The following is a 22391-nucleotide window of genomic DNA, read 5'->3' on the forward strand; positions in this document are numbered from 1 at the left end:
GAGGGCTGCCCGCCTGAGCGCGGCCCTGGCCAGGGGGCAAAAAACGCGGCGCCTCGGGGGGAGGGCCGCGTTTCAGATCTGATACTTGTTACAACGGGGGCCGGGCGATGTCATGCACCGGTGGCAGTGATTCAGAACCATTGGATGTCGCCATCCGGCTCCGGCTCAACCTTTTCCCCACGCCGCGGGTTCAGGGGATCAAGGTTGGTCACCAGCTCATGCAGGCGCAGTCTGGACAGGATCGGCACCGCATGCAGCTTGACGTTGTCGGGCATCTCGCCCGAGACCGCCGCCATCAGCCGGCCGAGATCTTCGAGCGCCTGGGTGATCCGGTCGATCCCTTGCAGGCCACGCACCGCCGAGGCAGGCGTGTGATCGGCGAAATGACATTGCGACAGCGATGCCTGCACCTGCGCCGACAGTTCGGCCAGGGTGTCCAGCTCATCGGCGATGCGGGCTGCCAGGGCGTCCAGCGGCAGGTCGCGGCGGTCCGGTACGATCGAGGCGGCAGCCGAATAGCCCATCAGAGTCTCCCCACAACGGCTTCGATACAGGCACGCAGTTCCTGCGGGGTGAACGGCTTCTTGAGGAAGTTGTTCATGCCCAGCTTGCGCCCGGTGTCGATGATTTCCTTGTCCGCGCGCCCGGTGATCAGGATGAACCCCAGACCCTTGGTCTTGGGATTGGTCCGCAGCGAGTGCAGCAGCTGCAGCCCATCCATGCCCGGCATGTTGTAATCCGAGATCACCAGGTGAACCGGGGTCTTTTCAATCGCGCCCAGCGCACCGGGCCCGTCGGAAGCGATGCCCACCTGACGGATCCCCATCGAGTCGAGGGCTTGGGTGATCAGACCACGGCTGGTCGACATGTCATCGACCACCATGATCCGGATCTGGTCTCTCAATGCCATGTCTTCTCTCCTGCTTTGGGGGGCATGCCAGCACTGGCATGACGGTAGGCGGTAATCCCGGCGGTCATGAAGCCGGATTTGTCGTCGGTGGGCACGCGTTCCGAATGCCCGACCATGAGCCAGCCCTCGGGGGCCAGCGCCGCGCCGAACCGTTGCCAGAGTTTGGCTTGGGCGGGCGGGTCGAAATAGATCACCACATTGCGGCAGAAGATCACGTCAAACTTGCCCTTCATCGGCCAGGCCGCGTGCAGGTTCAGCTCGTTGAACGTCATCAGACGCCGCAGGGGTTCGACGACGCGAATCCCTTGGGGGACGTTCTCAATATACTTGCGGCGCAGCTCCGCCGGAATGCTGTCGGCATTCGAGGTTTCATAGATCGCGGCGCGGCCCTTGGCGGTCACCACCGGGTCGATGTCGGTGCACAGGATCTTGATGTCGAGCGCATTGGGGTCCGGCACCAGTTCGGCCAGCACCATGGCGATCGAATAGGCCTCTTGCCCGATCGAGCAGCCTGCGGACCAGATCCGCACCTTGCCACCCGCTTTCGCCCGCGCCACGAGGGGCGGCAGGATCTTGTCGCGCAACAGGTCAAAGTGATGCGATTCCCGAAAGAAATGCGTCACATTGGTGGTCAGGGCCGAGATCATCTCGCGCTTTTCGGCGGCACCTTCATCGGACTGAACAAGGTCGAGATAGCTTTCGTAGCTCGGCAGGCCCAGCGCGCGCAGCCGTTTGGCCAGGCGCGATTGAACCATGCTGCCCTTGCCCGGCGCGATGACGATACCCGCCGCGTCGTGCAGGATGCGCGCAATCAGCCGCATTTCCGCATCGGTCGGGGGGGCCGCGCCATTGGACAGGGAGAATTGCTGGCTCATGCTGCCTCTGCGTTGTCGTCGGGCAGCACGGCCGAAAGGTCGAGGACGCGGATCATGCGGCCTTCCACGATGGTCAGTGCCGAGATGAAGCTATGGGCGGTGTCTGCTGCCAGTTCCGGCGGGGTCTGCAACTCGGCGCGGGGCAGGGCGAGGATGTCGGAAACCGCATCCACCAGCAGGCCCGCCGACTGGCTGCCCACCTGCACCACGATGATGACGTTGCGCGCATCCCCCTCCACCGGGGCCATGCCGAGGCGGGTGGACAGGTCCACCACCGGCAGCACGGTGCCGCGCAGGTTGATCACGCCGCGCACATGCGCCGGGCTGTGCGGCAGCGGCGTCGCGCGGGTCCAGCCGCGGATCTCGCGGACCGACATGATGTCGACGCTGTATTCCTGCTCGGCCAGACGGAAGGACAAGAGTTCCACATCGCCGGTGTTTTGCTGGTTTGTATGATTGGTCATCTGGGTCATCCTGCAAGAGCGAATTCGGGGGCACGGGTACGACCCGTGGCGTTCTGGACGAGGTCGGCGGGGTCAAGGATCAGCGCGATCTGACCGTCACCAAGGATGGTTGCGGCGGCGATGCCGGGGATATGACCGTAGCTTTGTTGCAGGCCCTTGATCACAACTTGACGTTGTTCAAGGATGGAGTCCACAACCAAGGCGGTTCTGCTGCCATCTTCCTGCGCGGTCAAGAGCACGATGCCACCGTTGTAGTTGCCTTTCGGCTGGCGGTATCCGAGTTCGGCCCCGAGATCATAGAGGGGCACGAAGGCACCGCGCACATGGATCACATTGGTCTGCGGCCCGAGCGAGCGGATATCGGCATCGGTCAGCGTCGCCGTCTCAAGGATTGCCGAGAGCGGCACCACCAGGGTCTCGCCCGCCACATGCACCACCATCCCGTCAAGAACCGCCAGCGTCAGCGGCAGCGAGATCGAGAATTTCGTGCCCTTGCCGGCTTCCGAAGTGATGGTGATCCGGCCGCCGAGCGACTGGATGGCCGAGCGGACCACATCCATCCCCACGCCGCGCCCCGACAGGCTCGAGATGGTGCTGGCGGTGGAGAAACCGGGCAGGAACAACAGGTTGTCGATATCGGTATCCGAAAGCTGCGCATCCGCCGGGATCAGCCCCTTGGAAATCGCAATCTCCTTGACGCGCGGACGGTTGATGCCGGCGCCGTCATCCTCGATCTCGATCACCACGCGGCCCGAGCGGTGCTGGGCGGAAAGGGTGATCACCCCTTCGCGCGGCTTGCCCGCGGCTTCGCGTGTCTCCGGCGTCTCCAGCCCATGGTCGACCGCGTTGCGGATCATATGGGTCAGCGGATCGGCCAGACGTTCGATCACCGTCTTGTCGACCTCGGTGCCTTCACCTTCGGTCTTCAGACGCACCTCTTTGCCAACGATGGCCGAGGCTTCGCGCACGATCCGGGCCATCCGCTGGAACAGCGGTTTTACCGGTTGCGCGCGGATCATCATCACGCTGTCCTGAATGTCCCGGGTCAGCATCATGAAGGCCTCAAGCCCGCTCATCACCGCCGAATTGGGCGGCAGACCGGCTTCGGCCACCGATTGCGCGAGCATGGCCTGGTTGATGACCAGCTCGCCCACGAGGTTCACCAGACGGTCGATGCGGTCCAGATCAACCCGCACCGTGGCCTGGGCCGGTTCGGCATGGTTGCCGCCACCGCCACCACCACCGCCCGCAGCGGCAGGTGCCGCCACGACAGCGGCCGCAGGGGCGGCGGTTTCCGGCGCGGCGACAGGTGCCGCAGCCGCGACCGGCGCGGGTGCTGCCACCGAAGGCTGAGGTGCTTCGACCATCATCGGCACATCATCCTCTTCGGGTTTGGTGGCGGGCAGGCTGGACAGATCGGGCAGGTCGCCCAGATCCGGCAAGGCAAAGCCCGACGGGGCCGGTGCTGCACCCCCGGTGATTTCGATCTCGCAGCAATCCTCGACGAAATCGAAGATCTCGCGAATGTCGTTTTCGGTCACGGCGGGCGCGAAGGTCAGGGTCCAGCTGAGCTGGGCTTTCTCGGGCTCGATGGCCTCAACGCCGGGCAGATCGCCCAGATTGCAGCGGGTATCTACCGCCCCCAGCGCGTTCAGGGCGCGCAGGAGGTGGAAGGTTTCATTGCCCGAAGCGTAAAGCTCGGATTTCGGGGTAAAGGTCAGCGTGAAGCCACTGGCCTCTGCGTCGGTGTCACCACCCAGATCGAGGTCAAAGCACAGGCCCATCGGCGTGAAATCCGTGACTTCCTCTTCTTCCGGGGGCAGACCGGCGCCGCCGCCAATCATGGCCTCAAGCGCCAGAAGCACCTCCTCGGCCCCCGCCGGTTCCGCATCGCCATCACGCGCGGCCCGGACGTGGTCTTGCAGCAGGTCCGCTGCCTGGAAGAACAGCTTCATGCCCTCTGGCGTAATTTCAAGACGCCCGGCGCGCAATTCATCCAGAACCGTCTCATAGCGGTGCGCAAAGGCAACCAGTGCCGTCAGCTTGAAAGCCCCGGCGCCGCCTTTGATCGAATGAACCGCCCGAAACACGACGTTGATCGTCTCATTGTCGTGTTCGCCTTCGTCCATTGCAGAAAGCGCATCTTGCAGGCTTTCCAACAATTCTTCGCATTCGACGAAGAAGGACGCTCGAATTTCTGCCATCGGGTCATGTGCCATGACGCCTCTCCCTTAGCCTGCGACCATGTGAAGTGCCTTCACCAGCTTCGGCGGATCGAACGGCTTGACGATCCATCCGGTGGCACCGGCCGCACGGGCCCGGGCCTTCAGCTCGGGCGCGCTCTCGGTGGTGAGCACAAGAATGGGGGTCGCCCGGTGCTTGTCTTGCTTGCGCACCGCCTCGATGAAGCCAAAGCCATCGAGACGCGGCATGTTGATGTCAGAGATGATCGCATCGGGGGAAATGCCATCCAGCACCTCCAGCCCATGCACGCCATCCTCGGCCAGATGCAGGGTAAAGCCTGCCTCGCCCAGGGCCAGACGCAACATGTCGCGAATGGTACGGCTGTCATCGACGGCCAGAACGGTCAGCGTCATGCCGAGCCCTCCGTTTCCAGATCGGCCAGCGTCACGCCAAACAGATCAAGTGCATCGTCAAAAGATTGCGAACGCGGAGTCAGGCGAAGGTCATTGCCCGCCTGCCGCCAGCTGATCGCCGCAGCGGCCAGCACCTGCAGGCACAGTCCGCCCAAATGGGAGACCTCGCCCGCATCAATCGTCAGATCCGATCCGGCCTGGGCGCAAATCGCCGAAGCCAGCGGTGCAGCGGCTGGAAGATCCAGCCTCTGCTGTAGTACGAGAGGCGCGCTCATGCCGCGCCCCCGGAATTAGTTGGCTGAGAAAGGCTCACCTTTATCCCCTTTCAATCCGAGATGACTGAGGATTAGGGGCGCCGGGTTAATATTGATTTGACGAGGTCAGGCTTTTTTCAGCGCATCTGCGTCGAAAGGTGGGCCGCACAGCCGGTGAGGGCCGCATAATCGTCTTCGATGATCGAGACCGCAAAATTCTGCATGAAGCCGGAGAATCGCCCCTTGTCGCGGAAGGCCTCGGCAAAACCGAACTCTGCGAGCCAGGGGGTGAAGGCCCGCGCAACGCCACCACAAAGGTAAACGCCGCCGAAGGGCAGGTGGATCAGCGAGAGATTGCCCGCCACCGTGCCGAGCATGCGCACGAAGATGCGGCCCGTTTCCAGCGCCAAAGCCTCGCGCGCGTCCATTGCGGCCATGATATCCTGGGCGCGGCGCTCTTCCGGGGTGCCGTTTTCGGTGGAAACCCAGGCAAAAACCCGTTCCAGCCCACGGCCAGAGAGCACGTCCTCAACCCCGGGGAAACCATGCACCGTCTCGACAAAGCGCAGGAGGCGCAGGTCGGCATCGGTGCGGATCGGCAGGTTGGCATGGCCACATTCCGAGGCGGCGACGATGCGCCCGCCCGGAAATTCATGCACGGGCGCCGCGTTGAAACCGGTGCCGACCCCGATCACCAGCTGGCTGGGATCGGCGCCGTGATCGCCGCTTCCGGCCACCACCTGCCGCAAGGCGCTGGCCTCCAGATGGCCCAAAGCATGTCCCTGCGCCTGAAGATCATTCAAAATGGCGACAGTTTCCGCGCCGGTCGCGCGGCTGAGGCTGGCAGAATCAATCGTCCAGTCCAGATTTGTCATCGAGGCGACACCGCCCCGCACCGGCCCGGCCACCGCAACGCAGGCCCCGGCGCAATCGACGCCCCCCTCCAGCGCGCGGTATTCCGCCAGCACCGCGTCCAGCGCCGGATAGTCGGCATTGCTGAAGCGGCGGATGCTGTCGGGCAGCAGGCGCTTCCCCTCGGCCAGCGCCACACGGGTGTTGGTTCCGCCAATATCGGCCAGAAGCGAAAAGCGGTTGGTGGCGCGGGTCATGGCTTATCCCTGTGCAAATGCGGCTCTAAGTGCGTGATAAGATGCCTTGGGGGTGCGCTGCAAGCTGTCGAAGTCCATATGCACCAGTCCAAAGCGCTTTTCATAGCCCAAGGACCATTCGTAATTGTCCAGCAGCGACCACGTGAAATAGCCGTTCAGCGGCACGCCCTGCGCAATGGCGTCGCGGGCGGCGTTCAGATGCGCGGCAAGATAATCGATGCGCGGCTGATCATCGACCGCGCCCGCCACCAGCTCATCATATCCCGCCATGCCGTTTTCGGTGACATAGAGGGGCAGGGTGCCGGTATAGTCGCGCGCCACCATGGTCAGGAAATGCGTGAGGCCCTGCGGATAAATCTCCCACTCCATCGCGGTTTTCGGCAAAGGTCCCGGCACTTCCTGATGCGCGGGCCAGGGTCCGGGGGCGGGGGCGATCAGTTTGCGGGTGTAGTAATTCAGCCCGACCCAGTCCAAGGGCGCCTGAATCACCGCGAAATCATCCTGCCAGTTCTTTGGCATATGCGGCGCGAAACCCTCCATCACCAGATCGGGATAGCGGCCCTTGAAAATGCCCGAGAGGAAGAACTGGTTGTAATAGGCGTCATAGAGGGCGGCGGCGCGGGCGGCTTCCGGCGTGTCATCGGCGGGCTGCGCATATTCAAAGTTGAAGACGCCGCCCAGATTTTTCATGCCCAGATCGCGCATCACGCCGATGGCCGTGCCATGCGCCAGCATCACATGATGCATTGCATGCGCCGTGGCGCGGATGTCGCGCAGGCCCGGCGCATGATGGCCGAGGAAATGGCTGAGCCAGCCGACGCACCAGGGCTCGTTGATCGGCGCGGCTGACCAGAGCCGGTCGCCGATCCGGCGCATGATCACCTCGGTGAAATCGCCGAACCAGCCCGCAATGTCGCGGTTGCGCCAGCCGCCCAGATCCGCCAACGGCGCGGGCAGTTCCCAGTGATAGAGCGTCGCGGCAGGCTTCAGCCCGCGTTCCAGAAGCCCGTCGACCAGCCGGTCGTAGAAATCCAGCCCCTCGGGATTGGCCGCCCCGCGCCCCTCGGGCAGCACCCGCGCCCAGGAGGTGGAGAAGCGGTAGACGTCGAAATTGCCGTCACGCAGCAGGTCAAGATCCGCGGGCCAGCGGTGGTAATGGTCGCAGGCGGTATCGCCATTCTCGGCCCGCACCACATTGCCGGGGGTGGCGGCGAATGTGTCCCAATGCGTCACCCCGGCACCGCCGAATGTGTGGCCCTCGATCTGATAGGAGGAGGTGGCGGCCCCGAAAAGGAAGCCGGGCGGAAAGTCAGCACGGGTGGGAAGCATGGTATACCTCAAAGCAGGCGGCGCGGGCGCGCCGGAAAATCAGGGGGTTGCGGTGCCGGGCCGCAGGGGCTGCGGCAAGGTTGCGTCCCCGGCGCCGGGCTCTGCGGCGGCCGGGGGCCGGATCGGAGAGGTCTTTGACGCGGCCGGGGTCCGCAGCGCGCGCGGGGTATCGGTGTCCGGAGCGGCACCGCCAGCCCCGCCCGGGACCGGCGCCAGGGCCGCGGACATCGGGGCGGGGCCGGTGGACTGGCCGAGCACCAGCACCGCCTCCATCAGCTGCTGGCGCGGCGCAGAGCCGGGCGCCGCGATAATATCAAGCAGCATCTGCGCCGAGTGTTGGCCCGCCGCGCGCACCGAGGAGCGGGTGGCGGTGAAGATCGGCTCTTCCTCGCCGTTTTGCAGATAGCCCAGCTCGTCATCATGGGTGACGACGGAAATGTCGCGCCCCAGCCGCAGTCCCGCCGCCTCGGCCGCGCGGCGCACGCCCATGGCCGAGAGCAGCGAGGAGGTCAGAAAGGCGGTGGGCGGATTGGGGCCGCCCAGCATGGCGCGGGCCGCGCGGGCGCCCTGCGCCTCGGTCATCTCGCCCGCCGTCATCAGCGCGGGGTCCACCGGCAGCCCGCGCGCGAGCAGCGCCGCCTCATAGCCCCGGCGGCGGCGGATGGCGAAATCCATGAACTCCAGACCGTTCACCAGCGCGATCCGCCGATGCCCGAGATCGAGCAGAAAGTCGGTGGCGCGGGTGAAGGCGCGGGTGTTGTTCACATCCACCCAGGAATATTCCGCGCTGGCCCCGGTCGAGCGACCATGCACCACGAACGGCAGGCCCAGCTCGCGCAGGAGCGGGATCCGGGCGTCATTCTCGCGCGGGCCATGCACGATGATCCCGTCGACATTCCCCTTCGAGCGGATCTCGCGATAGGCGCGGCCCTCATCCATGTCGGGCACGATGGTCAGGATCATGTCATAGCCCGCGCGGGCATAAACCTCGCCCGCCCCGGCGATGAAATCGGCGAAAACCGGGTTCACGATCTCATGCTGGGTCGAGATCGGGATCACATGGCCAATCGCCATCGCCCGGCCCGTGGCCAGCGATTGCGCGCGGGTGTTGGGTCGGTAGTTGAATTGGCGCGCCGCCTCGGCCACCCGTTTGCGCGTGGCCTCACCCACCTCCGGATAGCCGTTCAGTGCCCGGCTGACGGTGGTCGGGGACAGGTTCAGATGCGCGGCGAGGTCCTTGAGGTTCATGGCATATCCCTGCGGCTGGTCGGAGCCGGGTGTCGTGGTTTTTCCCGGTGTAATTCAGATCGGATTGGTCGAAAAGCCCAGCCAAAGCGGTTTGGATTTGCGATGACATTACGCAAGGCCGGGCGGGGCGTCAATGCTGCGGCCCTAGTTGAAAATGCTGCATCTGCATTGGCAAGGCGCAGCAATTCAAGGGAGTGTGGCCTTTCCGGATGGTGGGGGGAATTGACTTTGCGCAGGGCTTCGCCGAGTGTTTATCAGTCAAAGCGCTTTGAGAGCGAATCTCGGTGCGGGGGTTTCGGGCGTTTACGGCGCCAACAGAGGAGGAGAGAGGATGCGGAAGTTCTACGCGAGTGCGGCGGTACTGGCGCTTTGGGCGGGGGCTGCGGCGGCGCAGGATCTGAAATTCGCGCCGGGCGAGGATGCACGGTTCAACTGGGCGTCCTATGACGCGCTGAAATCGGTGGATCTGAAGGGGCAGACGGTCAAGGTGCTTGGCCCCTGGCTGTCGGCCGATCAGCAGCTGGTGGAAAGCGTGATCGCCTATTTCGAGGCCGCGACCGGCGCTGATGTGCAATATTCCGGCTCTGACAGCTTTGAGCAGCAGATCGTCATTGATGCCGAAGCGGGCAGCCCGCCGGATGTGGCGGTGTTCCCGCAGCCGGGTCTGGCCGCCGATCTGGCGCGCAAGGGCCATCTGAAGCCGCTGCCCGATGAAATGTCGCAATGGTTGGTGGACAATTACGCCGCCGGTCAAAGCTGGGCCGATCTCGGCACCTATGCCGGGGCGGATGGCAGCAAACATCTATATGCCTTCCCCTATAAGGCGGATGTGAAATCGCTGGTCTGGTATGTGCCGGAGAATTTCGAGGATGCGGGCTATGAAGTGCCCACAACCATGGAAGAGCTGAAGGCGCTGACCGATCAGATCGTGGCCGATGGCGGTACGCCCTGGTGCATCGGTCTCGGCTCGGGCGGGGCCACCGGCTGGCCCGCGACCGATTGGGTCGAAGACATGATGCTGCGGATCAACAGCCCCGAGGATTATGACGCCTGGGTGCGCAATGACCTGAAGTTCAACGATCCGAAAGTCGTGGCCGCGATTGAGGAATTCGGTGCGTTTGCCCGCAATGACAAATATGTGGCGGGCGGTTCGGGTGCCGTGGCCGCAACCGATTTCCGCGACAGCCCCAAGGGGCTCTTCTCCTCGCCGCCGCAATGCTACATGCACAAACAGGCGAGCTTCATCCCCTCCTTCTTCCCGGAAGGCACGGTGATCGGGCAGGACGCGGATTTCTTCTACTTCCCGGCCTATGCCGAGAAAGACCTCGGCCAGCCGGTGCTGGGCGCGGGCACGATGTTCTCGGTGATGTCGGACAATCCGGCGGCGGTGGAGTTTGTGAAATTCCTCGAAACCCCGATCGCGCATGAGATCTGGATGGCGCAGACCGGTTTCCTCACCCCGTACAAAGGCGTGAACACCGAGGTTTACGGCGACCCGACCTTGCGGAAAATGGGCGACATCCTGTTGAACGCCACCACCTTCCGCTTTGACGGCTCCGACCTGATGCCGGGCGCGATTGGCGCCGGGGCCTTCTGGACGGGCATGGTGGATTATGCGGGCGGCAAAGATGCGCAATCCGTGGCCGACAACATCCAGAAAACCTGGGACACGTTGAAGTAAGCAGTTCAAACGGGCCGTGCCGGGAATGCCCGGCGCGGCCTCCCGTGCCCGAACCGGGGCAGGGAAGACGGCACCCGGCGGTGCCGGGCAAAGCAGCGCCCGAAAAGGGCCCGCGAAGATGCCGCCCGAAACGGGCGATGAGGGGGGATCATGCAACAGCTCTTGTTTGCCGCAGGGACCATTGTCGCCGGGGTTTTTGCCTGCGTCGCCTGGTTCTGGGGCTCGAATTTCGTGCTCGACACGCTCTATCCGGTGCGGGGGCCGCAGGCGGCGCGCAACATCGCGCGCACCAATGCCGTGCGGCCCTGGCTCTTCCTCGGGCCGGCCATTCTCGCCCTCGGGGTCTATCTGGTCTATCCGGTGTTCAAATCCATCTGGCTGTCGCTGCTCGATGCCGATGGCCGCGATTTCATCGGGTTGGACAATTACCGCTGGCTGGTGGCGGACAGCAAATTCCACGAGAGCCTGTTCAACAACATGCTTTGGCTGATCACCGTGCCCGCGATGGCGACGCTGTTTGGCCTGATCGCGGCGCAGCTGACCGACCGTATCCGCTGGGGCAATTTCGCCAAATCGCTCATCTTCATGCCGATGGCCATTTCATTCGTCGGCGCCGGGGTGATCTGGAAATTCATCTATGATTACCGCGCCGAAGGGCAGGAACAGATCGGCCTGCTGAACGCCATCGTCACCCATTTCGGCTTTGCGCCGCAGACCTGGCTGGTGCTGCCGATCTGGAACTCCTTCTTTCTGATGATGGTGCTGATCTGGATCCAGACCGGCTTTGCCATGGTGATCCTCTCGGCCGCATTGCGCGGCATCCCCGAGGAAACCATCGAGGCGGCCATTCTGGACGGCTGCGGGCCCTGGCGGCTGTTCTTCCAGATCAAGGTGCCGCAGATCTGGGGCACCATTGCCGTCGTCTGGACCACGATCACCATCACCGTGCTCAAAGTCTTTGACATCGTTTTCGTGATGACCAACGGCGAATGGGGCACGCAGGTTTTGGCCAATTTCATGTACACTTGGATGTTCAAGGGCACGCCGGATTATGGCCGGGGCTCTGCCATCGCCATCGTCATCATGCTTCTGGTCACACCGATCATGATCTGGAACATCCGCAACGCGCGCCGTGAGATGCAATGAGGGAGATGCAGTGATGGAAAATATCGCAGGCACCCGTTCCAGTCTGGTCTGGGCGGTCAATCTCGCGGCGGCGTTTCTGGTGATCCTCTGGACGATCCCCACCTTCGGCCTTCTCGTCTCCTCGTTCCGCGACCGCGACCAGATCGCCACCTCCGGCTGGTGGCAGGCGGGCAGCGCCTCAACCGCCTCGGCCTTTGTGCGCGCGGGCAGTGCCGCCGATCAGCAGCCCGAGGGGGATGGCTTTGTCATCACCGGCAGCGCGCTCAGCGGCGGTCAGAGCCTCAAGGCCTGGGGCACCAATTCGCGCAGCCCTGAGGAATTCGCCCCCGGCGATACCGCAGCGTTGAAGGACGGGCAGACGCTGACCGTGGCCGCCGATGGCAGCTACCGGCTGACCTCGCCCACCGAATTCACCGAGAGCCGGGGGATGCGGATTTTTGTCACCACCAGCACGCCGCCGCGTTTCACCACGGAAAACTACGGCCGGGTGTTTGGGGCAGAGGGGCTGGGCCGCGCTTTTCTCAACACCTTCACGGTGACGATCCCGGCGACGGTGATCCCGATCCTGATCGCCGCTTTCGCCGCTTATGCCTTGGCATGGATGGATTTTCCGGGGCGGGCGCTGCTCATTGCCTGCGTCGTCGGGCTGCTGGTCGTGCCCCTACAGCTGGCGCTGATCCCGCTTTTGAAGCTGCACAACGACATCGGTCTGGGCAAAGGCTATATGGGGATCTGGCTGGCGCATACCGGCTTTGGCCTGCCGCTCGCCATCTACTTGCTGCGCAATTACATGGTGGGCCTGCCGAAGGAAATCATCGAAAGCGCGCGGGTGGATGGCGCGACGGAGTTCGACATTTTCCGCCGCATCATCCTGCCGCTGTCGTTCCCGGCGCTGGCGTCTTTCGCGATTTTCCAGTTCCTCTGGGTCTGGAACGACCTTCTGGTGGCAACGGTTTTCCTCGGCAACAGCCGCGATCAGCTGGTGATGACCGGCGTGCTGCGTGAGCTGTTGGGCAGTCGCGGCGGCGATTGGGAAATCCTTGCGGCCTCGGCCTTCATTTCGATTGCGGTCCCGTTGATCGTTTTCTTCTCGATGCAAAAATATCTGGTGCGCGGCCTGTTGGCCGGCTCGGTTAAAGGTGGCTAATTCTATGAATGTTATGAAAAAAGATCCGAATTGGTGGCGTGGTGCGGTGATCTATCAGATCTACCCGCGCTCCTATCAGGACAGCAATGGCGACGGGATCGGCGACCTTCTGGGCATCGTCCGCCGCCTGCCGCATGTGGCCAGCCTTGGTGCCGATGCGATCTGGATCTCGCCTTTCTTCACCTCGCCGATGAAGGATTTCGGCTATGACGTCAGCGATTATTGCGACGTTGACCCGATGTTCGGCCAGTTGTCCGATTTCGATCAGGTGATCGCCACCGCCCATGCCTTGGGGCTGAAAGTGATGATCGACCTCGTGCTCAGCCACACCTCGGACCAGCATCCCTGGTTCAAGGAAAGCCGCGACGGGCGCGAGAATGCCAAGGCCGATTGGTATGTCTGGTCGGACCCGAAACCCGATGGCACGCCGCCGAACAACTGGCTGTCGATCTTTGGCGGCTCGGGCTGGCAATGGGACGCCCGGCGCGAGCAATATTACATGCATAACTTCCTGGTCTCGCAGCCGGATCTGAACTTCCACAATCCGGCGGTGCAGGAAGAATTGCTCAACGTGGCCCGCTTCTGGCTGGAGCGGGGGGTCGACGGCTTCCGCCTCGACACGATCAATTTCTACATGCACGACGAGGCCCTGCGCAACAATCCTGCCCTGCCGCCGGAAGAGCGTAATGACAGCACCGCGCCGAAGGTGAACCCCTATAACCACCAGCGGCATATTTACGACAAGAACCACCCGAAGAACGTTGAATTTCTTCGCAAACTCCGCACGCTGATGAATGGCTACAACGCCGCCGCCGTGGGCGAGATCGGCGACAGCCAGCGCGGGCTGGAGATCCTCGGGGAATATACCTCGGGCGATGACAAGATGCAGATGTCCTATGCGTTTGAGCTGTTGTCCGGCCATGCGCCGCTGGCCGCCAGCTTTATCGCCGAGACCTTCCGCAAGGTGGACAGCGTGGCGCCGGAAGGCTGGGCCTGCTGGGCCTATTCCAACCATGACGTGGTGCGCCACATCACGCGCTGGGGTCTTAATCCCGCATCGTCAAGGATTTACACGCTTCTTCTCATGTGTCTGCGCGGCTCGGTCTGCATCTATCAGGGCGAGGAGTTGGGCCTGCCGGAGGCGGAAATTGCCTATGAGGACCTGCAAGACCCCTATGGCAAGGAGTTCTGGCCGGAGTTCAAGGGCCGCGACGGCTGCCGCACGCCGATGGTCTGGGAGCGGGATGCGGCCTATGGCGGTTTCTCCGCCGCGCGGCCCTGGCTGCCGGTGCCCTCGGTCCACCATTATCTGGCGGCGGATGTGGCCGAGCATGACCATGCCTCGCTCGTGCATTACTACCGCCGCGCCATCGCCTTCCGCCGTCATCATCTGGCGCTCAGGGGCGGCGCGATGACCGAGATCCATGCCGAAGGCGACGTGCTCAGCTTCCGCCGGATTGAGGGCGGGGAGGAGATTTTCTGCGTTTTCAACCTCTCGGATCATCCGGTCAGCACCACGGTGCCGGCCGGGCATTGGGTGACCATTGGCGGCGAATTGGGCTCGAGCCGTCCCAATCCCGACCACACGCTGAACCTGGGCCCCTGGCAGCCCAGCATCATGCTCTTGGACAAAGGCTAAGGGGGGAACCATGGCCGATCTGAAACTGACGGGCATTACAAAGGCTTATGGCGAGGTCCGCGTGTTGCGCGACATTGATCTCGACATCAAGGCGGGCGAGTTGATCGTTTTCGTCGGGCCCTCGGGCTGCGGTAAATCCACCCTCCTGCGGATGATCGCGGGGCTGGAGCGGATCTCTGGCGGCACGCTGGAGATTGACGGCGCGCGGATGAACGATGTGCCGCCCGCGCAGCGCGGCATTGCGATGGTGTTCCAAAGCTATGCGCTCTACCCGCATATGACGGTGCGCGACAACATGGCCTTCGCGCTGAAAATCGCGAAGAAAAGCCCGGAAGAGATTGAAAAGGCCGTGGATAATGCCGCCCGCATTCTCCAGCTGACCCCCTATCTCGACCGCCTGCCAAAGGCGCTTTCGGGCGGGCAGCGGCAGCGGGTGGCCATTGGCCGCGCCATTGTGCGCGACCCCAAGGTCTATCTCTTTGATGAGCCGCTGTCGAACCTCGATGCGGCGTTGCGGGTCGCCACGCGGATCGAGATCGCGCAGCTGAAAGAGCAGATGCCCGACCGCACGATGATCTATGTGACGCATGATCAGGTCGAGGCGATGACACTGGCCAGCCGGATCGTGGTGCTGGCGGGGGGCGGTATCGCGCAGGTCGGCACGCCGCTCGAGCTTTATGAACGGCCCCGGAATGAGTTCGTGGCGCAGTTCATCGGCAGCCCCTCGATGAACCTTCTGTCGGGCGAGATCACCGCCACCGGCGCGATGACCACGGTGAAACTTGACGGCGGCGGTGTCGCCGGGGTGGCGATTCCCACCACGCGCGAAGACATGGGGCTGCGGGTCAATCTCGGGGTGCGGCCGGAGGATCTGGTGCCGACCGAGGGTGCCGCGCTCTTCACCGGCAAGGTGGATATCGTCGAGGCTCTGGGCGAGGTGACGCTGCTCTATTTCGCGCCCGAGGGGGATGTGGAAACCGGGGTTGTGGCGAAACTGCCGGGGATTCACCGCGACATCCGCCATTCCACCGTGAAACTGGCGGCGGACCCGGCCAAGCTGCATCTCTTCCACGAGGGACGCTCGCTTCTTTACCGCTGATGTCGTTTTTTCGTTCCATATGACGCAATCGACCCAATTGCCCCCTGCGGGAGCGGTTAGAAATGGGCCAGAGGCAGTTGCGGAGGGCGGCATCATGGACGAAGTGGCGACAGGGCGGCGGGCACGCGGCGGCGGCGGGGCGGCACGGCGGGCCGAGCGCACGGCGGTCAAGCATGAGTTCACCCGCTATATCGAGCGCAACATCCCCAATCTCGAGATCCTGAACGAAGAGGCATTGGCGATCATCGAAGCCAATGCCGAAACCGTTCTGGCCGAGATCGGGGTGAATTTTGTCGACAATCCTGTGGGTCTGCAGCGCTGGCGCGATGCCGGGGCCGATGTGCAGGGCGAGCGGGTGCGCATCCCGCGCGGCCTCGCGCGCCAGCTTTGCGCAACCGCGCCTTCGACCATCATCCAGCACGCCCGCAATCCTGAGCGCAACGTGGTGATCGGGGGTAAAAACCTCGTGCTGGCACCGGTTTACGGGCCGCCCTTCGTGCGCGATCTGGAAGGCGGGCGCCGCTACGCCACCATCGCCGATTTCCGCAATTTCGTGAAACTCGGCCAATCGTCGAAATGGCTGCACCATTCCGGTGGCACGGTCTGCGAACCGACCGATGTCGCGGTGAACAAGCGCCATCTCGACATGCTGCACGCGCATATGACGTTGTCGGACAAACCCTATATGGGCTCGGTCACCGAGAAATCGCGGGCGGTGGATTCGGTCGAGATGTCGAAAATTCTCTTTGGCGACAAGTTCGTCGATGAGAACACGGTGATGACCTCGCTGATCAACATCAACTCGCCGCTGACCTTTGACAGCATCATGATGGACGCGCTCGAGGTCTATGCCGCCGCCAATCAGGCCTGCATCATCTCGCCCTTCATCGTCGGCGGCGCGATGGCCCCGGTGACGGTGGCGGGCACGCTGACGCAGGTGCTGGCCGAGGTTCTGGCGGGCGTCGCCTACAGCCAGCTGATCCGCCCGGGTGCCCCGGTGATCTTTGGCGCTTTCGTGACCTCGATCGACATGAACTCCGGCGCGCCGACCTTTGGCACGCCCGAAGCCGCGCAGATCACCCTTGGCGCTGGCCAGCTGGCCCGCCGGCTCGGGCTGCCCTACCGCTCGGCGGGCTCGTTCTGCGGCTCGAAACTCCCCGATGCGCAGGCGGCCTATGAAACCGCCAACAGCCTGAACATCGGCCTGCTCTCGGGCGTCAACTTCATGCTGCATGCCTGTGGCTGGCTGGAAGGGGGCCTCGTCTCCTCCTATGAGAAATACGTCATGGATGCCGATCAGCTCGGCGTGCTGCACCGCATCGCGGGCGGCATCGACATGAGCGAAAACGGCCAGGCGATGAATGCGATCCGCGAGGTCGGCCCCGGCGGCCATTACCTGGGCTGCGAGCACACGCAGGGCAATTTCAAGCAGGCGTTCTGGCGCACCGAAGTCTTTGACTACAAACCCTTCGAGACCTGGGATGAAGAGGGCGCGCGTGACACGGTTGCCCTCGCACAGGCCAGGGTCAAGAAGATCCTCGGCGATTATGAGGCCCCGCCAATCGATCCCGGCGTGCACGAGGCGCTCAACGACTATGTCGCCCGTAAAAAGGCCGCCGTCCCCGACGCCTTCCTCTGAAAGAGCCGCAAAAACATCGGGGGGCGCCGCGCGGCGCCCCCCATTGCTTCGTTCTAAATATCCCCGCCGGAGGCTTCCGCAGAGGCCAAAGGCGCGGCCACCAGAATAGCCCCCCCGGCGCCAAACCCGCCCCTTACAGCGGCCGGATCTTCACCCGCGTCAGCCGGTTCTCCTTGCGCACCATCACCTCGAAACGGAAACCGTGGAACAGGAAAACCTGCCCTTCGGTCGGGATCATCTGCGCTTCATGGATCACAAGCCCGGCGATGGTATTGGCTTCATCATCGGGCAGCTGCCAATCCATCATCCGGTTCAGGTCGCGGATGGTCATCGCCCCATCCACCAGATAATCGCCGGTCTCGGTCTTGTTCAGCGCCGCAGGCGCGGCCAGATCGAACTCATCGGTGATTTCGCCGACGATCTCCTCGATGATATCCTCGAGCGTGATCAGACCCTTCAGATCGCCATATTCATCCACCACCAGCGCGAAATGGGTGCGCCGTTTCAGGAACTCGCGCATCTGCTCGTCCAGCGGCGTGGTTTCGGGCACGAAATAGGGCTTCATCGCCACCTGCAACACGTCGAGATCATTGACGCTTTCCAAGGTGCCATCGCCACCGCGCAGCACCTTTTCCACCGCCCGCAACAGATCCTTGGAATGCAGCACGCCCACCACATTCTCGCGCTCGCCCTTGAAGAGCGGCAGCCGCGTGTGCGGTGAGGCAAGGACAGCGGTCAGGATCGCATCCGGTCCCGCCTCGGCATCCAGCATCTCGATCTGGCTGCGGTGGCGCATGATCTCATCCACCGTGCGGTTGCCGAGGTCGAGCGCGCCCAACAGACGGTCGCGGTCCTCTTTGTGAACCGTGCCCTCCTGCGTGCCGATCGCCAGCGCGCCCGCAATCTCATCATGCACGGTGAACATCGCCGAGCCGGGATCGGTGCGCACACCGAAGAGGTAGAGGATCCCGCGCACGATCAGCCGCACCACGCTGACCACCGGCGCCAGCACGAAGGTCAGAATCCGGATCGGGCGGGCGACATGGCTGGCCGCCTGTTCGGGATTGGTGATCGCATAGGTCTTCGGCAGCACTTCGGAAAAGATCAGCACCAAAAGCGTCATCACCAGCGTCGCCAGCGCCACGCCGCTCTGACCAAAGACCCGGGTCATCAGCGCCGTTGCCAGCGAGGCCGAGAGGATATTGACCACGTTATTTCCAAGCAGGATGGCGCCGATCAGCCGCTCGCTGTCTTCGGTCACCGTCAGGGCGACATCGGCGCCCTTATCCCCTTTATCGGCCCGCGCGCGGAGTTTTGAGCGCGATGAGGCGGTCAGCGCCGTCTCTGAGCCGGAGAAAAAAGCGGACATCAGCAAAAGCGCCGCGATGGCGGCGGCGGTCAGCCAGAAAGCAGTGTCGAGCACGGTACCGGGTTCCATGAAAATTCCTTTTCTACCCACCCGTTATGGGGGCAGGGAGGCCGCGCTTCAAGCGTCGCGCGCCAGCGGATGATGCGTCAGCACCAGTTCTTTCAGCCGCGCGTCGAGCACATGGGTGTAGATCTCGGTGGTTGAGAGGTCGGCATGGCCCAGCAGCGTCTGAATCGCCCGCAGATCGGCGCCGCCTTCCAGCAGATGCGTGGCAAAGGCATGGCGCAGCACATGCGGCGTGACCGCGGCCGGTGAGATGCCCGCCGCCACCGCCATATCCTTCAGCATGCCGTGGAAATGCTGCCGCGTCAGATGCCCTTCGACGCCGGAGCCCGGAAACAGGAATTTTGACGGGGGCTGCCGTCGTTTCAGCCGGGCCTCTTCTTCGGCGGCGTCGCGGCAGGCCAGCCAGTCGGTCAGCGCCTGCCGGGCGGGGGGCGAGAGCGGCACCATCCGGTCCTTGTTGCCCTTGCCGTTGATCATCAGCATCCGGGGATCGCCCCGACAGGCATTGACCGGCAGGCCCACCAGCTCGCTCACCCGCATGCCGGTGGCATAGAGCAGTTCCATCAATGCGGTGGCGCGCAGTTTCTCGGCCGGGCCGCGCCCGAGATCGCGCGCGGCGGCCAACAGCGCCTCAACCTCCCCGAGGCTCAGGGTTTTCGGAAGACGGCGATCCTTGCCGGGGCCGGAAATGCGGATGGCGGGATTGTCGGCGCGCCAGCCCTCTTCATAGGCGAAACGGTAGAGCTGGCGGATGGACGAGAGGCGCCGCGCGCGGGTGGATTTCGACAGCCCCTCCGCCTCGCAGGAGATCAGATAGCTTTCGACGGTGTCGCGGCTGGCGCTGGCAAAGCCTGATTTGCGATGCGCCAACCAGCCCTGAAAATCAATAAGATCCCGGCCATAGCCCAGAAGCGTGTTGCGCGCGGCCCCCGCTTCGGCGGCCTGCGCTTCGAGAAATGCCGAGATCCAATGCGCGTCCGGCACCGGGTCGGATGCCGCAAGCGATGCCGGATCTGACGGGGGGGCGTTCATCCGCGGGCCTGCATCACCATCACCTCCAACCCCGCGCGCCGCGCGGTGGATTCCAGCCCGACATAGCGCAGAAGCTGCAATCCCTGCGCCAGACGCCGGGTGTCGCCCCGCGCGCCTTCGGCCACATCATCAATCGCCATCAACAAAGCTTCGCCCAGACGGTTGTCCTCCAGCTCGGCCGCATAGGGTGCGGGGGCGGCGCTCGGGGTGTCAAAGGCCGATTTGATCGCGGTCGCCACCGCATCCGGCGCCTCGACCGCCGCCGTATTGCCGCGCGCCAGCGCCATCAGGAAGGCCTCGCGCAGGCTGGAGGAGGTGTGGTCGCGCGCGATCGTCTCGTAATCTTCAGAGAGCATCCCGAGGTCAAAGGCGAGCGCGGCCGCCTCGCCCTGCAGCGGCATCTTTTCCAGGGCAGAGCCGAACATCGCGCCGAGATTGGCCTCAAGCCCGATCTCGGCCATCCGCGCCCAGGCGGTGGGCAGCGCCGTGGCCACGGCCGCCGGATCCTTGGCGGTGATCGCCTTGTCGAGGGCGCGGATCGCCGCCACCCTGTCCCAGACACCGCCAGAAGCCGCCGGGTCCTGCTCGGTATAGAGGCCCAGCAATTGATTGGCCTCCACCGAGCCCATGCGCGCGAGGCGTTCGGCGGCTTCAATCCGGGATTTCCAGCCGGTGTTGGCGCGCAGATCGGCCTGGGCAAAGGCCACGGGCAGATTGGTGGTCGGCATCGGCTGACCAATGGCCTCCATCAGGCGGAAGGCCAGCGGCGTCGGGCGCTGCGGCGGTGACAGCTCATCTGCGCCATCCGCCATCTCATCATCGAGGAACAGCGCCAGCAGGGGCTGCATGTCTTCCGGGATCTGCCCGAGGCTGCTGGCGGTGCCAAAGGTCAGCGAGGCCGCCGACCAGTCGCCGCGTCTTGCCAGACAGAAGATTCGGGTGGGCAGGGCGGGGGCAATCTCGGGGGTGTTGCGCATCAGCGCGCAGGCGCGGTTCTCTTCGCCCAGCAACAGCGCGATGTCAAAGAGGCGGCGGAAGCGTTCGGGATCCTTTGGCCCCGCCTGTATCAGCAGCGCATAGGCCGGATCGAGCGCGCCCATGTCCAGCAGCCGGTCCACCCGGGCCAGCAGCAATGAGCCCTCGGCCCCCGGCGCGCGGGTCAGCGGCGGGTCGAGTTCGGCCAGCAGCAGATTGCGCAACAATGCCTGCAGCGCGGGCAGCGTCTCGACCCGCTCCTGCCGCAGCTGCGCGGCGAGCGCGCGTTCCGGCGTCAGCCCCCAAAGGCCCGCGGGCAGGCCCGAGCGTGCGGCATCAATCAGGCCGACCCGGTCCGGATCGAACTGCCCCAATGCGCTGGTGACAATGTCTTCGACCCCGGCGCCATTGCTGACCGGCGCTTCCCCCGGCAGCGGCGGCAGATGCGAGGCGCTGGCCCCGCTGCCCGGCAGTGTCGTGCCCGGCCCATGCCCGCCGAAGGCACCGGGTGCGCCATCCTGGGCGCCGCCCGGTGCCATCGCCGCGGGCACGACCGACGGCGTCAGCCAGTCGATCGCCGACATCGGCTCTTCGGCCTGCGCCGGGTGCAAGCTGGCGGCGCAGAGCAGCGCAGCGAGCCAGACGGCGCTCTGGTACCGCGCCAATGCGGGCTGCGGCGCGGCGCCTTTGGCCAGACCGCGTTGCGGTGCCTGCGACAGCGGGGGGTTAGTTGACAGCATTCAGCTCCACCGGGATGCTCTGGTCCTGCGGCAGCGGCTTCATGTCACCGAAATAGGCATAGCCCGCGAGGCCGATGGCGGCCAAAATGACCAGAATGAAAATTGCCCGTAGAATTTGCCCCATTCGTCTTCTTTCTTGCTTTTGCCGTAACTGCTTTGGCATGCCCCTTGGACAGGGCGGATTTATGCCACCCGCCCGGGGCGGATGCCGCCGATTATATATGGCATTTCGCGGAAGATCACGCCATTCAGGGGAAGAAGTTGCCCATGGGCGAGGCCTTGCCGTTCACGAACAGGGGAGCAGGGTCGCGTTTGGGCGGGAATGCGGGAATGCGGCGATGGGGCCGGTGGCGCAGAATCTGCGCCGTGCCGGTCCGGTCGGCAGGGGTTACCGGGATGCCTGCACGGGCATCCGGGGAGTGAGGGAGCCATGAACACTATGGTGGCAGGAGAGAAAAGGCCGGAAACGCTGTCCGAGGGGCTGCCGGGGCTGCGGTTGACGCGGCCGGTGGTGATGGTCGGCATGATGGGCTCGGGCAAGACGGCCGTCGGCTCGCAGCTGGCGCGCGAATTGGGCGTGCCGTTTCTGGACAGCGACGAGGCGATCGAGCGCGCGGCCAATATGACCGTGGCCGAGATTTTCGCCCGCGACGGCGAGGCGTTTTTCCGCGCCCGCGAATCAGAAGTGATCTCGCGTCTGTTGTCGGGGCGTCCGGCGGTGGTCTCCACCGGGGGCGGGGCGTTTCTGGCGCCGGGCAACCGGGCGCTGATCGCGGAACGGGGCGTGTCGCTCTGGCTCAAGGCCGATCTTGAGATTCTGTGGAACCGGGTGCGGCACAAAACCACGCGGCCCTTGCTGCGCACCGCCGATCCGAAGGGGACGCTGGCCACGATGCTGGAGGGGCGCACGCCGATCTATCAGCAGGCACAGGTGACGGTCGAGGCCGAGCCGCAGATGTCGATTGAGCAGATGGCGCATAAGGTGATTGCGGCCCTGCGCGATGTGCCGGGGCTGTTTGAAACGCGGCCCGCCGAGACCGCCGCCCCGATGACCGCCGATAAGAAGGACTGA

The 22391-nt window shown here is 64.3% G+C and carries 20 protein-coding genes and 1 pseudogene; 7 read left to right on the forward strand and 14 right to left on the reverse strand.

Translation table 11 applies throughout. The features are described 5' to 3' along the window. Positions 1 to 131 precede the first annotated feature (131 nt). The 10 genes and pseudogenes from ACEN2S_RS17735 to ACEN2S_RS17780 all read right to left on the reverse strand — a co-directional run. Positions 132 to 524: a hypothetical protein gene (locus ACEN2S_RS17735; RefSeq protein ID WP_441868444.1), complete on the reverse strand. Its 393-nt coding sequence runs from the start codon at positions 522 to 524 to the stop codon at positions 132 to 134. After that, positions 524 to 910, reverse strand: coding sequence for a response regulator (locus tag ACEN2S_RS17740; RefSeq protein WP_441868447.1), 387 nt, complete (start codon positions 908 to 910; stop codon positions 524 to 526). The genes ACEN2S_RS17735 and ACEN2S_RS17740 overlap by 1 nt, the downstream gene beginning before the upstream one ends. Beyond that, complete coding sequence (locus ACEN2S_RS17745; RefSeq protein WP_441868450.1) at positions 901 to 1785, reverse strand: CheR family methyltransferase; 885 nt, start codon at positions 1783 to 1785, stop codon at positions 901 to 903. The genes ACEN2S_RS17740 and ACEN2S_RS17745 overlap by 10 nt, the downstream gene beginning before the upstream one ends. After that, on the reverse strand, positions 1782 to 2249 hold the full coding sequence (locus ACEN2S_RS17750; protein WP_441868452.1) for a chemotaxis protein CheW: 468 nt from the start codon (positions 2247 to 2249) through the stop codon (positions 1782 to 1784). The genes ACEN2S_RS17745 and ACEN2S_RS17750 overlap by 4 nt, the downstream gene beginning before the upstream one ends. 5 nt (positions 2250 to 2254) lie before the next feature. Further along, complete coding sequence (locus tag ACEN2S_RS17755; RefSeq protein ID WP_441868455.1) at positions 2255 to 4468, reverse strand: chemotaxis protein CheA; 2214 nt, start codon at positions 4466 to 4468, stop codon at positions 2255 to 2257. Between the two features lie 12 nt (positions 4469 to 4480). Continuing rightward, complete coding sequence (locus tag ACEN2S_RS17760; protein WP_441868458.1) at positions 4481 to 4846, reverse strand: response regulator; 366 nt, start codon at positions 4844 to 4846, stop codon at positions 4481 to 4483. Continuing rightward, positions 4843 to 5121 carry an STAS domain-containing protein gene (locus tag ACEN2S_RS17765; RefSeq protein WP_441868461.1) on the reverse strand — a complete coding sequence of 93 codons (279 nt, stop codon included), beginning with the start codon at positions 5119 to 5121 and terminating at the stop codon, positions 4843 to 4845. The genes ACEN2S_RS17760 and ACEN2S_RS17765 overlap by 4 nt, the downstream gene beginning before the upstream one ends. A gap of 116 nt (positions 5122 to 5237) precedes the next feature. Next, positions 5238 to 6209: a glucokinase gene (locus ACEN2S_RS17770; protein WP_441868464.1), complete on the reverse strand. Its 972-nt coding sequence runs from the start codon at positions 6207 to 6209 to the stop codon at positions 5238 to 5240. Positions 6210 to 6212: 3 nt separating this feature from the next. Beyond that, complete coding sequence (locus ACEN2S_RS17775) at positions 6213 to 7538, reverse strand: GH1 family beta-glucosidase (protein ID WP_441868467.1); 1326 nt, start codon at positions 7536 to 7538, stop codon at positions 6213 to 6215. A 228-nt stretch (positions 7539 to 7766) separates the two neighbouring features. Continuing rightward, positions 7767 to 8786, reverse strand: a pseudogene (locus ACEN2S_RS17780) (LacI family DNA-binding transcriptional regulator); the annotation flags it as partial. A 331-nt stretch (positions 8787 to 9117) separates the two neighbouring features. Here ACEN2S_RS17780 and ACEN2S_RS17785 point away from each other — a divergent pair. The 6 genes from ACEN2S_RS17785 (at position 9118) to ACEN2S_RS17810 (ending at position 17137) form a co-directional block, all read left to right on the forward strand. Further along, positions 9118 to 10467 (forward strand): ABC transporter substrate-binding protein, encoded by a 1350-nt coding sequence (locus ACEN2S_RS17785; protein WP_441868469.1) that lies wholly within the window; start codon positions 9118 to 9120, stop codon positions 10465 to 10467. 150 nt (positions 10468 to 10617) lie between these two features. Then, positions 10618 to 11613 (forward strand): carbohydrate ABC transporter permease, encoded by a 996-nt coding sequence (locus tag ACEN2S_RS17790; RefSeq protein ID WP_441868472.1) that lies wholly within the window; start codon positions 10618 to 10620, stop codon positions 11611 to 11613. Positions 11614 to 11626: 13 nt separating this feature from the next. After that, positions 11627 to 12760, forward strand: coding sequence for a carbohydrate ABC transporter permease (locus ACEN2S_RS17795; RefSeq protein WP_441868475.1), 1134 nt, complete (start codon positions 11627 to 11629; stop codon positions 12758 to 12760). Positions 12761 to 12773: 13 nt separating this feature from the next. Further along, positions 12774 to 14399 (forward strand): alpha-amylase family glycosyl hydrolase, encoded by a 1626-nt coding sequence (locus ACEN2S_RS17800; protein ID WP_441868693.1) that lies wholly within the window; start codon positions 12774 to 12776, stop codon positions 14397 to 14399. Positions 14400 to 14409: 10 nt separating this feature from the next. Next, complete coding sequence (locus tag ACEN2S_RS17805) at positions 14410 to 15498, forward strand: ABC transporter ATP-binding protein (protein ID WP_441868478.1); 1089 nt, start codon at positions 14410 to 14412, stop codon at positions 15496 to 15498. 94 nt (positions 15499 to 15592) lie between these two features. After that, positions 15593 to 17137 (forward strand): trimethylamine methyltransferase family protein, encoded by a 1545-nt coding sequence (locus ACEN2S_RS17810; protein ID WP_441868481.1) that lies wholly within the window; start codon positions 15593 to 15595, stop codon positions 17135 to 17137. Between the two features lie 133 nt (positions 17138 to 17270). On the opposite strand, the gene ACEN2S_RS17815 is transcribed toward ACEN2S_RS17810, so the two are convergent. The 4 genes from ACEN2S_RS17815 to ACEN2S_RS17830 are packed head-to-tail and all read right to left on the reverse strand — an operon-like array spanning position 17271 to position 21443. Further along, positions 17271 to 18575 carry an HlyC/CorC family transporter gene (locus ACEN2S_RS17815; protein ID WP_441868484.1) on the reverse strand — a complete coding sequence of 435 codons (1305 nt, stop codon included), beginning with the start codon at positions 18573 to 18575 and terminating at the stop codon, positions 17271 to 17273. A gap of 48 nt (positions 18576 to 18623) precedes the next feature. After that, a complete protein-coding gene (locus tag ACEN2S_RS17820) occupies positions 18624 to 19604 on the reverse strand; it encodes a site-specific tyrosine recombinase XerD (protein ID WP_441868487.1) in 981 nt (326 codons plus the stop codon). Further along, positions 19601 to 21319: a hypothetical protein gene (locus ACEN2S_RS17825; RefSeq protein ID WP_441868490.1), complete on the reverse strand. Its 1719-nt coding sequence runs from the start codon at positions 21317 to 21319 to the stop codon at positions 19601 to 19603. Before ACEN2S_RS17825 ends, ACEN2S_RS17820 begins: the two co-directional genes overlap by 4 nt. Further along, entirely contained in the window at positions 21306 to 21443 is a 138-nt protein-coding gene (locus ACEN2S_RS17830; RefSeq protein ID WP_441868493.1) for a hypothetical protein, read from the reverse strand. The genes ACEN2S_RS17825 and ACEN2S_RS17830 overlap by 14 nt, the downstream gene beginning before the upstream one ends. A 315-nt stretch (positions 21444 to 21758) precedes the next feature. On the opposite strand from ACEN2S_RS17830, the gene ACEN2S_RS17835 reads away from it, so the two are divergent. Then, positions 21759 to 22391, forward strand: a complete 633-nt coding sequence (locus ACEN2S_RS17835; protein WP_441868696.1) for a shikimate kinase — start codon at positions 21759 to 21761, stop codon at positions 22389 to 22391.

Source organism: Phaeovulum sp. W22_SRMD_FR3, assembly GCF_052113705.1.
Taxonomy (GTDB): Bacteria; Pseudomonadota; Alphaproteobacteria; order Rhodobacterales; family Rhodobacteraceae; genus JBGQOG01.

What these genes read in the sequence shown, in the direction of transcription:
- ACEN2S_RS17735 (WP_441868444.1), bottom strand. Translation starts at nt 524, where the DNA reads ATGGGCTATTCGGCTGCCGCCTCGATCGTACCGGACCGCCGCGACCTG.
- ACEN2S_RS17740 (WP_441868447.1), bottom strand. Translation starts at nt 910, where the DNA reads ATGGCATTGAGAGACCAGATCCGGATCATGGTGGTCGATGACATGTCG.
- ACEN2S_RS17745 (WP_441868450.1), bottom strand. Translation starts at nt 1,785, where the DNA reads ATGAGCCAGCAATTCTCCCTGTCCAATGGCGCGGCCCCCCCGACCGAT.
- ACEN2S_RS17750 (WP_441868452.1), bottom strand. Translation starts at nt 2,249, where the DNA reads ATGACCAATCATACAAACCAGCAAAACACCGGCGATGTGGAACTCTTG.
- ACEN2S_RS17755 (WP_441868455.1), bottom strand. Translation starts at nt 4,468, where the DNA reads ATGGCACATGACCCGATGGCAGAAATTCGAGCGTCCTTCTTCGTCGAA.
- ACEN2S_RS17760 (WP_441868458.1), bottom strand. Translation starts at nt 4,846, where the DNA reads ATGACGCTGACCGTTCTGGCCGTCGATGACAGCCGTACCATTCGCGAC.
- ACEN2S_RS17765 (WP_441868461.1), bottom strand. Translation starts at nt 5,121, where the DNA reads ATGAGCGCGCCTCTCGTACTACAGCAGAGGCTGGATCTTCCAGCCGCT.
- ACEN2S_RS17770 (WP_441868464.1), bottom strand. Translation starts at nt 6,209, where the DNA reads ATGACCCGCGCCACCAACCGCTTTTCGCTTCTGGCCGATATTGGCGGA.
- ACEN2S_RS17775 (WP_441868467.1), bottom strand. Translation starts at nt 7,538, where the DNA reads ATGCTTCCCACCCGTGCTGACTTTCCGCCCGGCTTCCTTTTCGGGGCC.
- ACEN2S_RS17785 (WP_441868469.1), top strand. Translation starts at nt 9,118, where the DNA reads ATGCGGAAGTTCTACGCGAGTGCGGCGGTACTGGCGCTTTGGGCGGGG.
- ACEN2S_RS17790 (WP_441868472.1), top strand. Translation starts at nt 10,618, where the DNA reads ATGCAACAGCTCTTGTTTGCCGCAGGGACCATTGTCGCCGGGGTTTTT.
- ACEN2S_RS17795 (WP_441868475.1), top strand. Translation starts at nt 11,627, where the DNA reads ATGGAAAATATCGCAGGCACCCGTTCCAGTCTGGTCTGGGCGGTCAAT.
- ACEN2S_RS17800 (WP_441868693.1), top strand. Translation starts at nt 12,774, where the DNA reads ATGAAAAAAGATCCGAATTGGTGGCGTGGTGCGGTGATCTATCAGATC.
- ACEN2S_RS17805 (WP_441868478.1), top strand. Translation starts at nt 14,410, where the DNA reads ATGGCCGATCTGAAACTGACGGGCATTACAAAGGCTTATGGCGAGGTC.
- ACEN2S_RS17810 (WP_441868481.1), top strand. Translation starts at nt 15,593, where the DNA reads ATGGACGAAGTGGCGACAGGGCGGCGGGCACGCGGCGGCGGCGGGGCG.
- ACEN2S_RS17815 (WP_441868484.1), bottom strand. Translation starts at nt 18,575, where the DNA reads ATGGAACCCGGTACCGTGCTCGACACTGCTTTCTGGCTGACCGCCGCC.
- ACEN2S_RS17820 (WP_441868487.1), bottom strand. Translation starts at nt 19,604, where the DNA reads ATGAACGCCCCCCCGTCAGATCCGGCATCGCTTGCGGCATCCGACCCG.
- ACEN2S_RS17825 (WP_441868490.1), bottom strand. Translation starts at nt 21,319, where the DNA reads ATGCTGTCAACTAACCCCCCGCTGTCGCAGGCACCGCAACGCGGTCTG.
- ACEN2S_RS17830 (WP_441868493.1), bottom strand. Translation starts at nt 21,443, where the DNA reads ATGGGGCAAATTCTACGGGCAATTTTCATTCTGGTCATTTTGGCCGCC.
- ACEN2S_RS17835 (WP_441868696.1), top strand. Translation starts at nt 21,759, where the DNA reads ATGGTGGCAGGAGAGAAAAGGCCGGAAACGCTGTCCGAGGGGCTGCCG.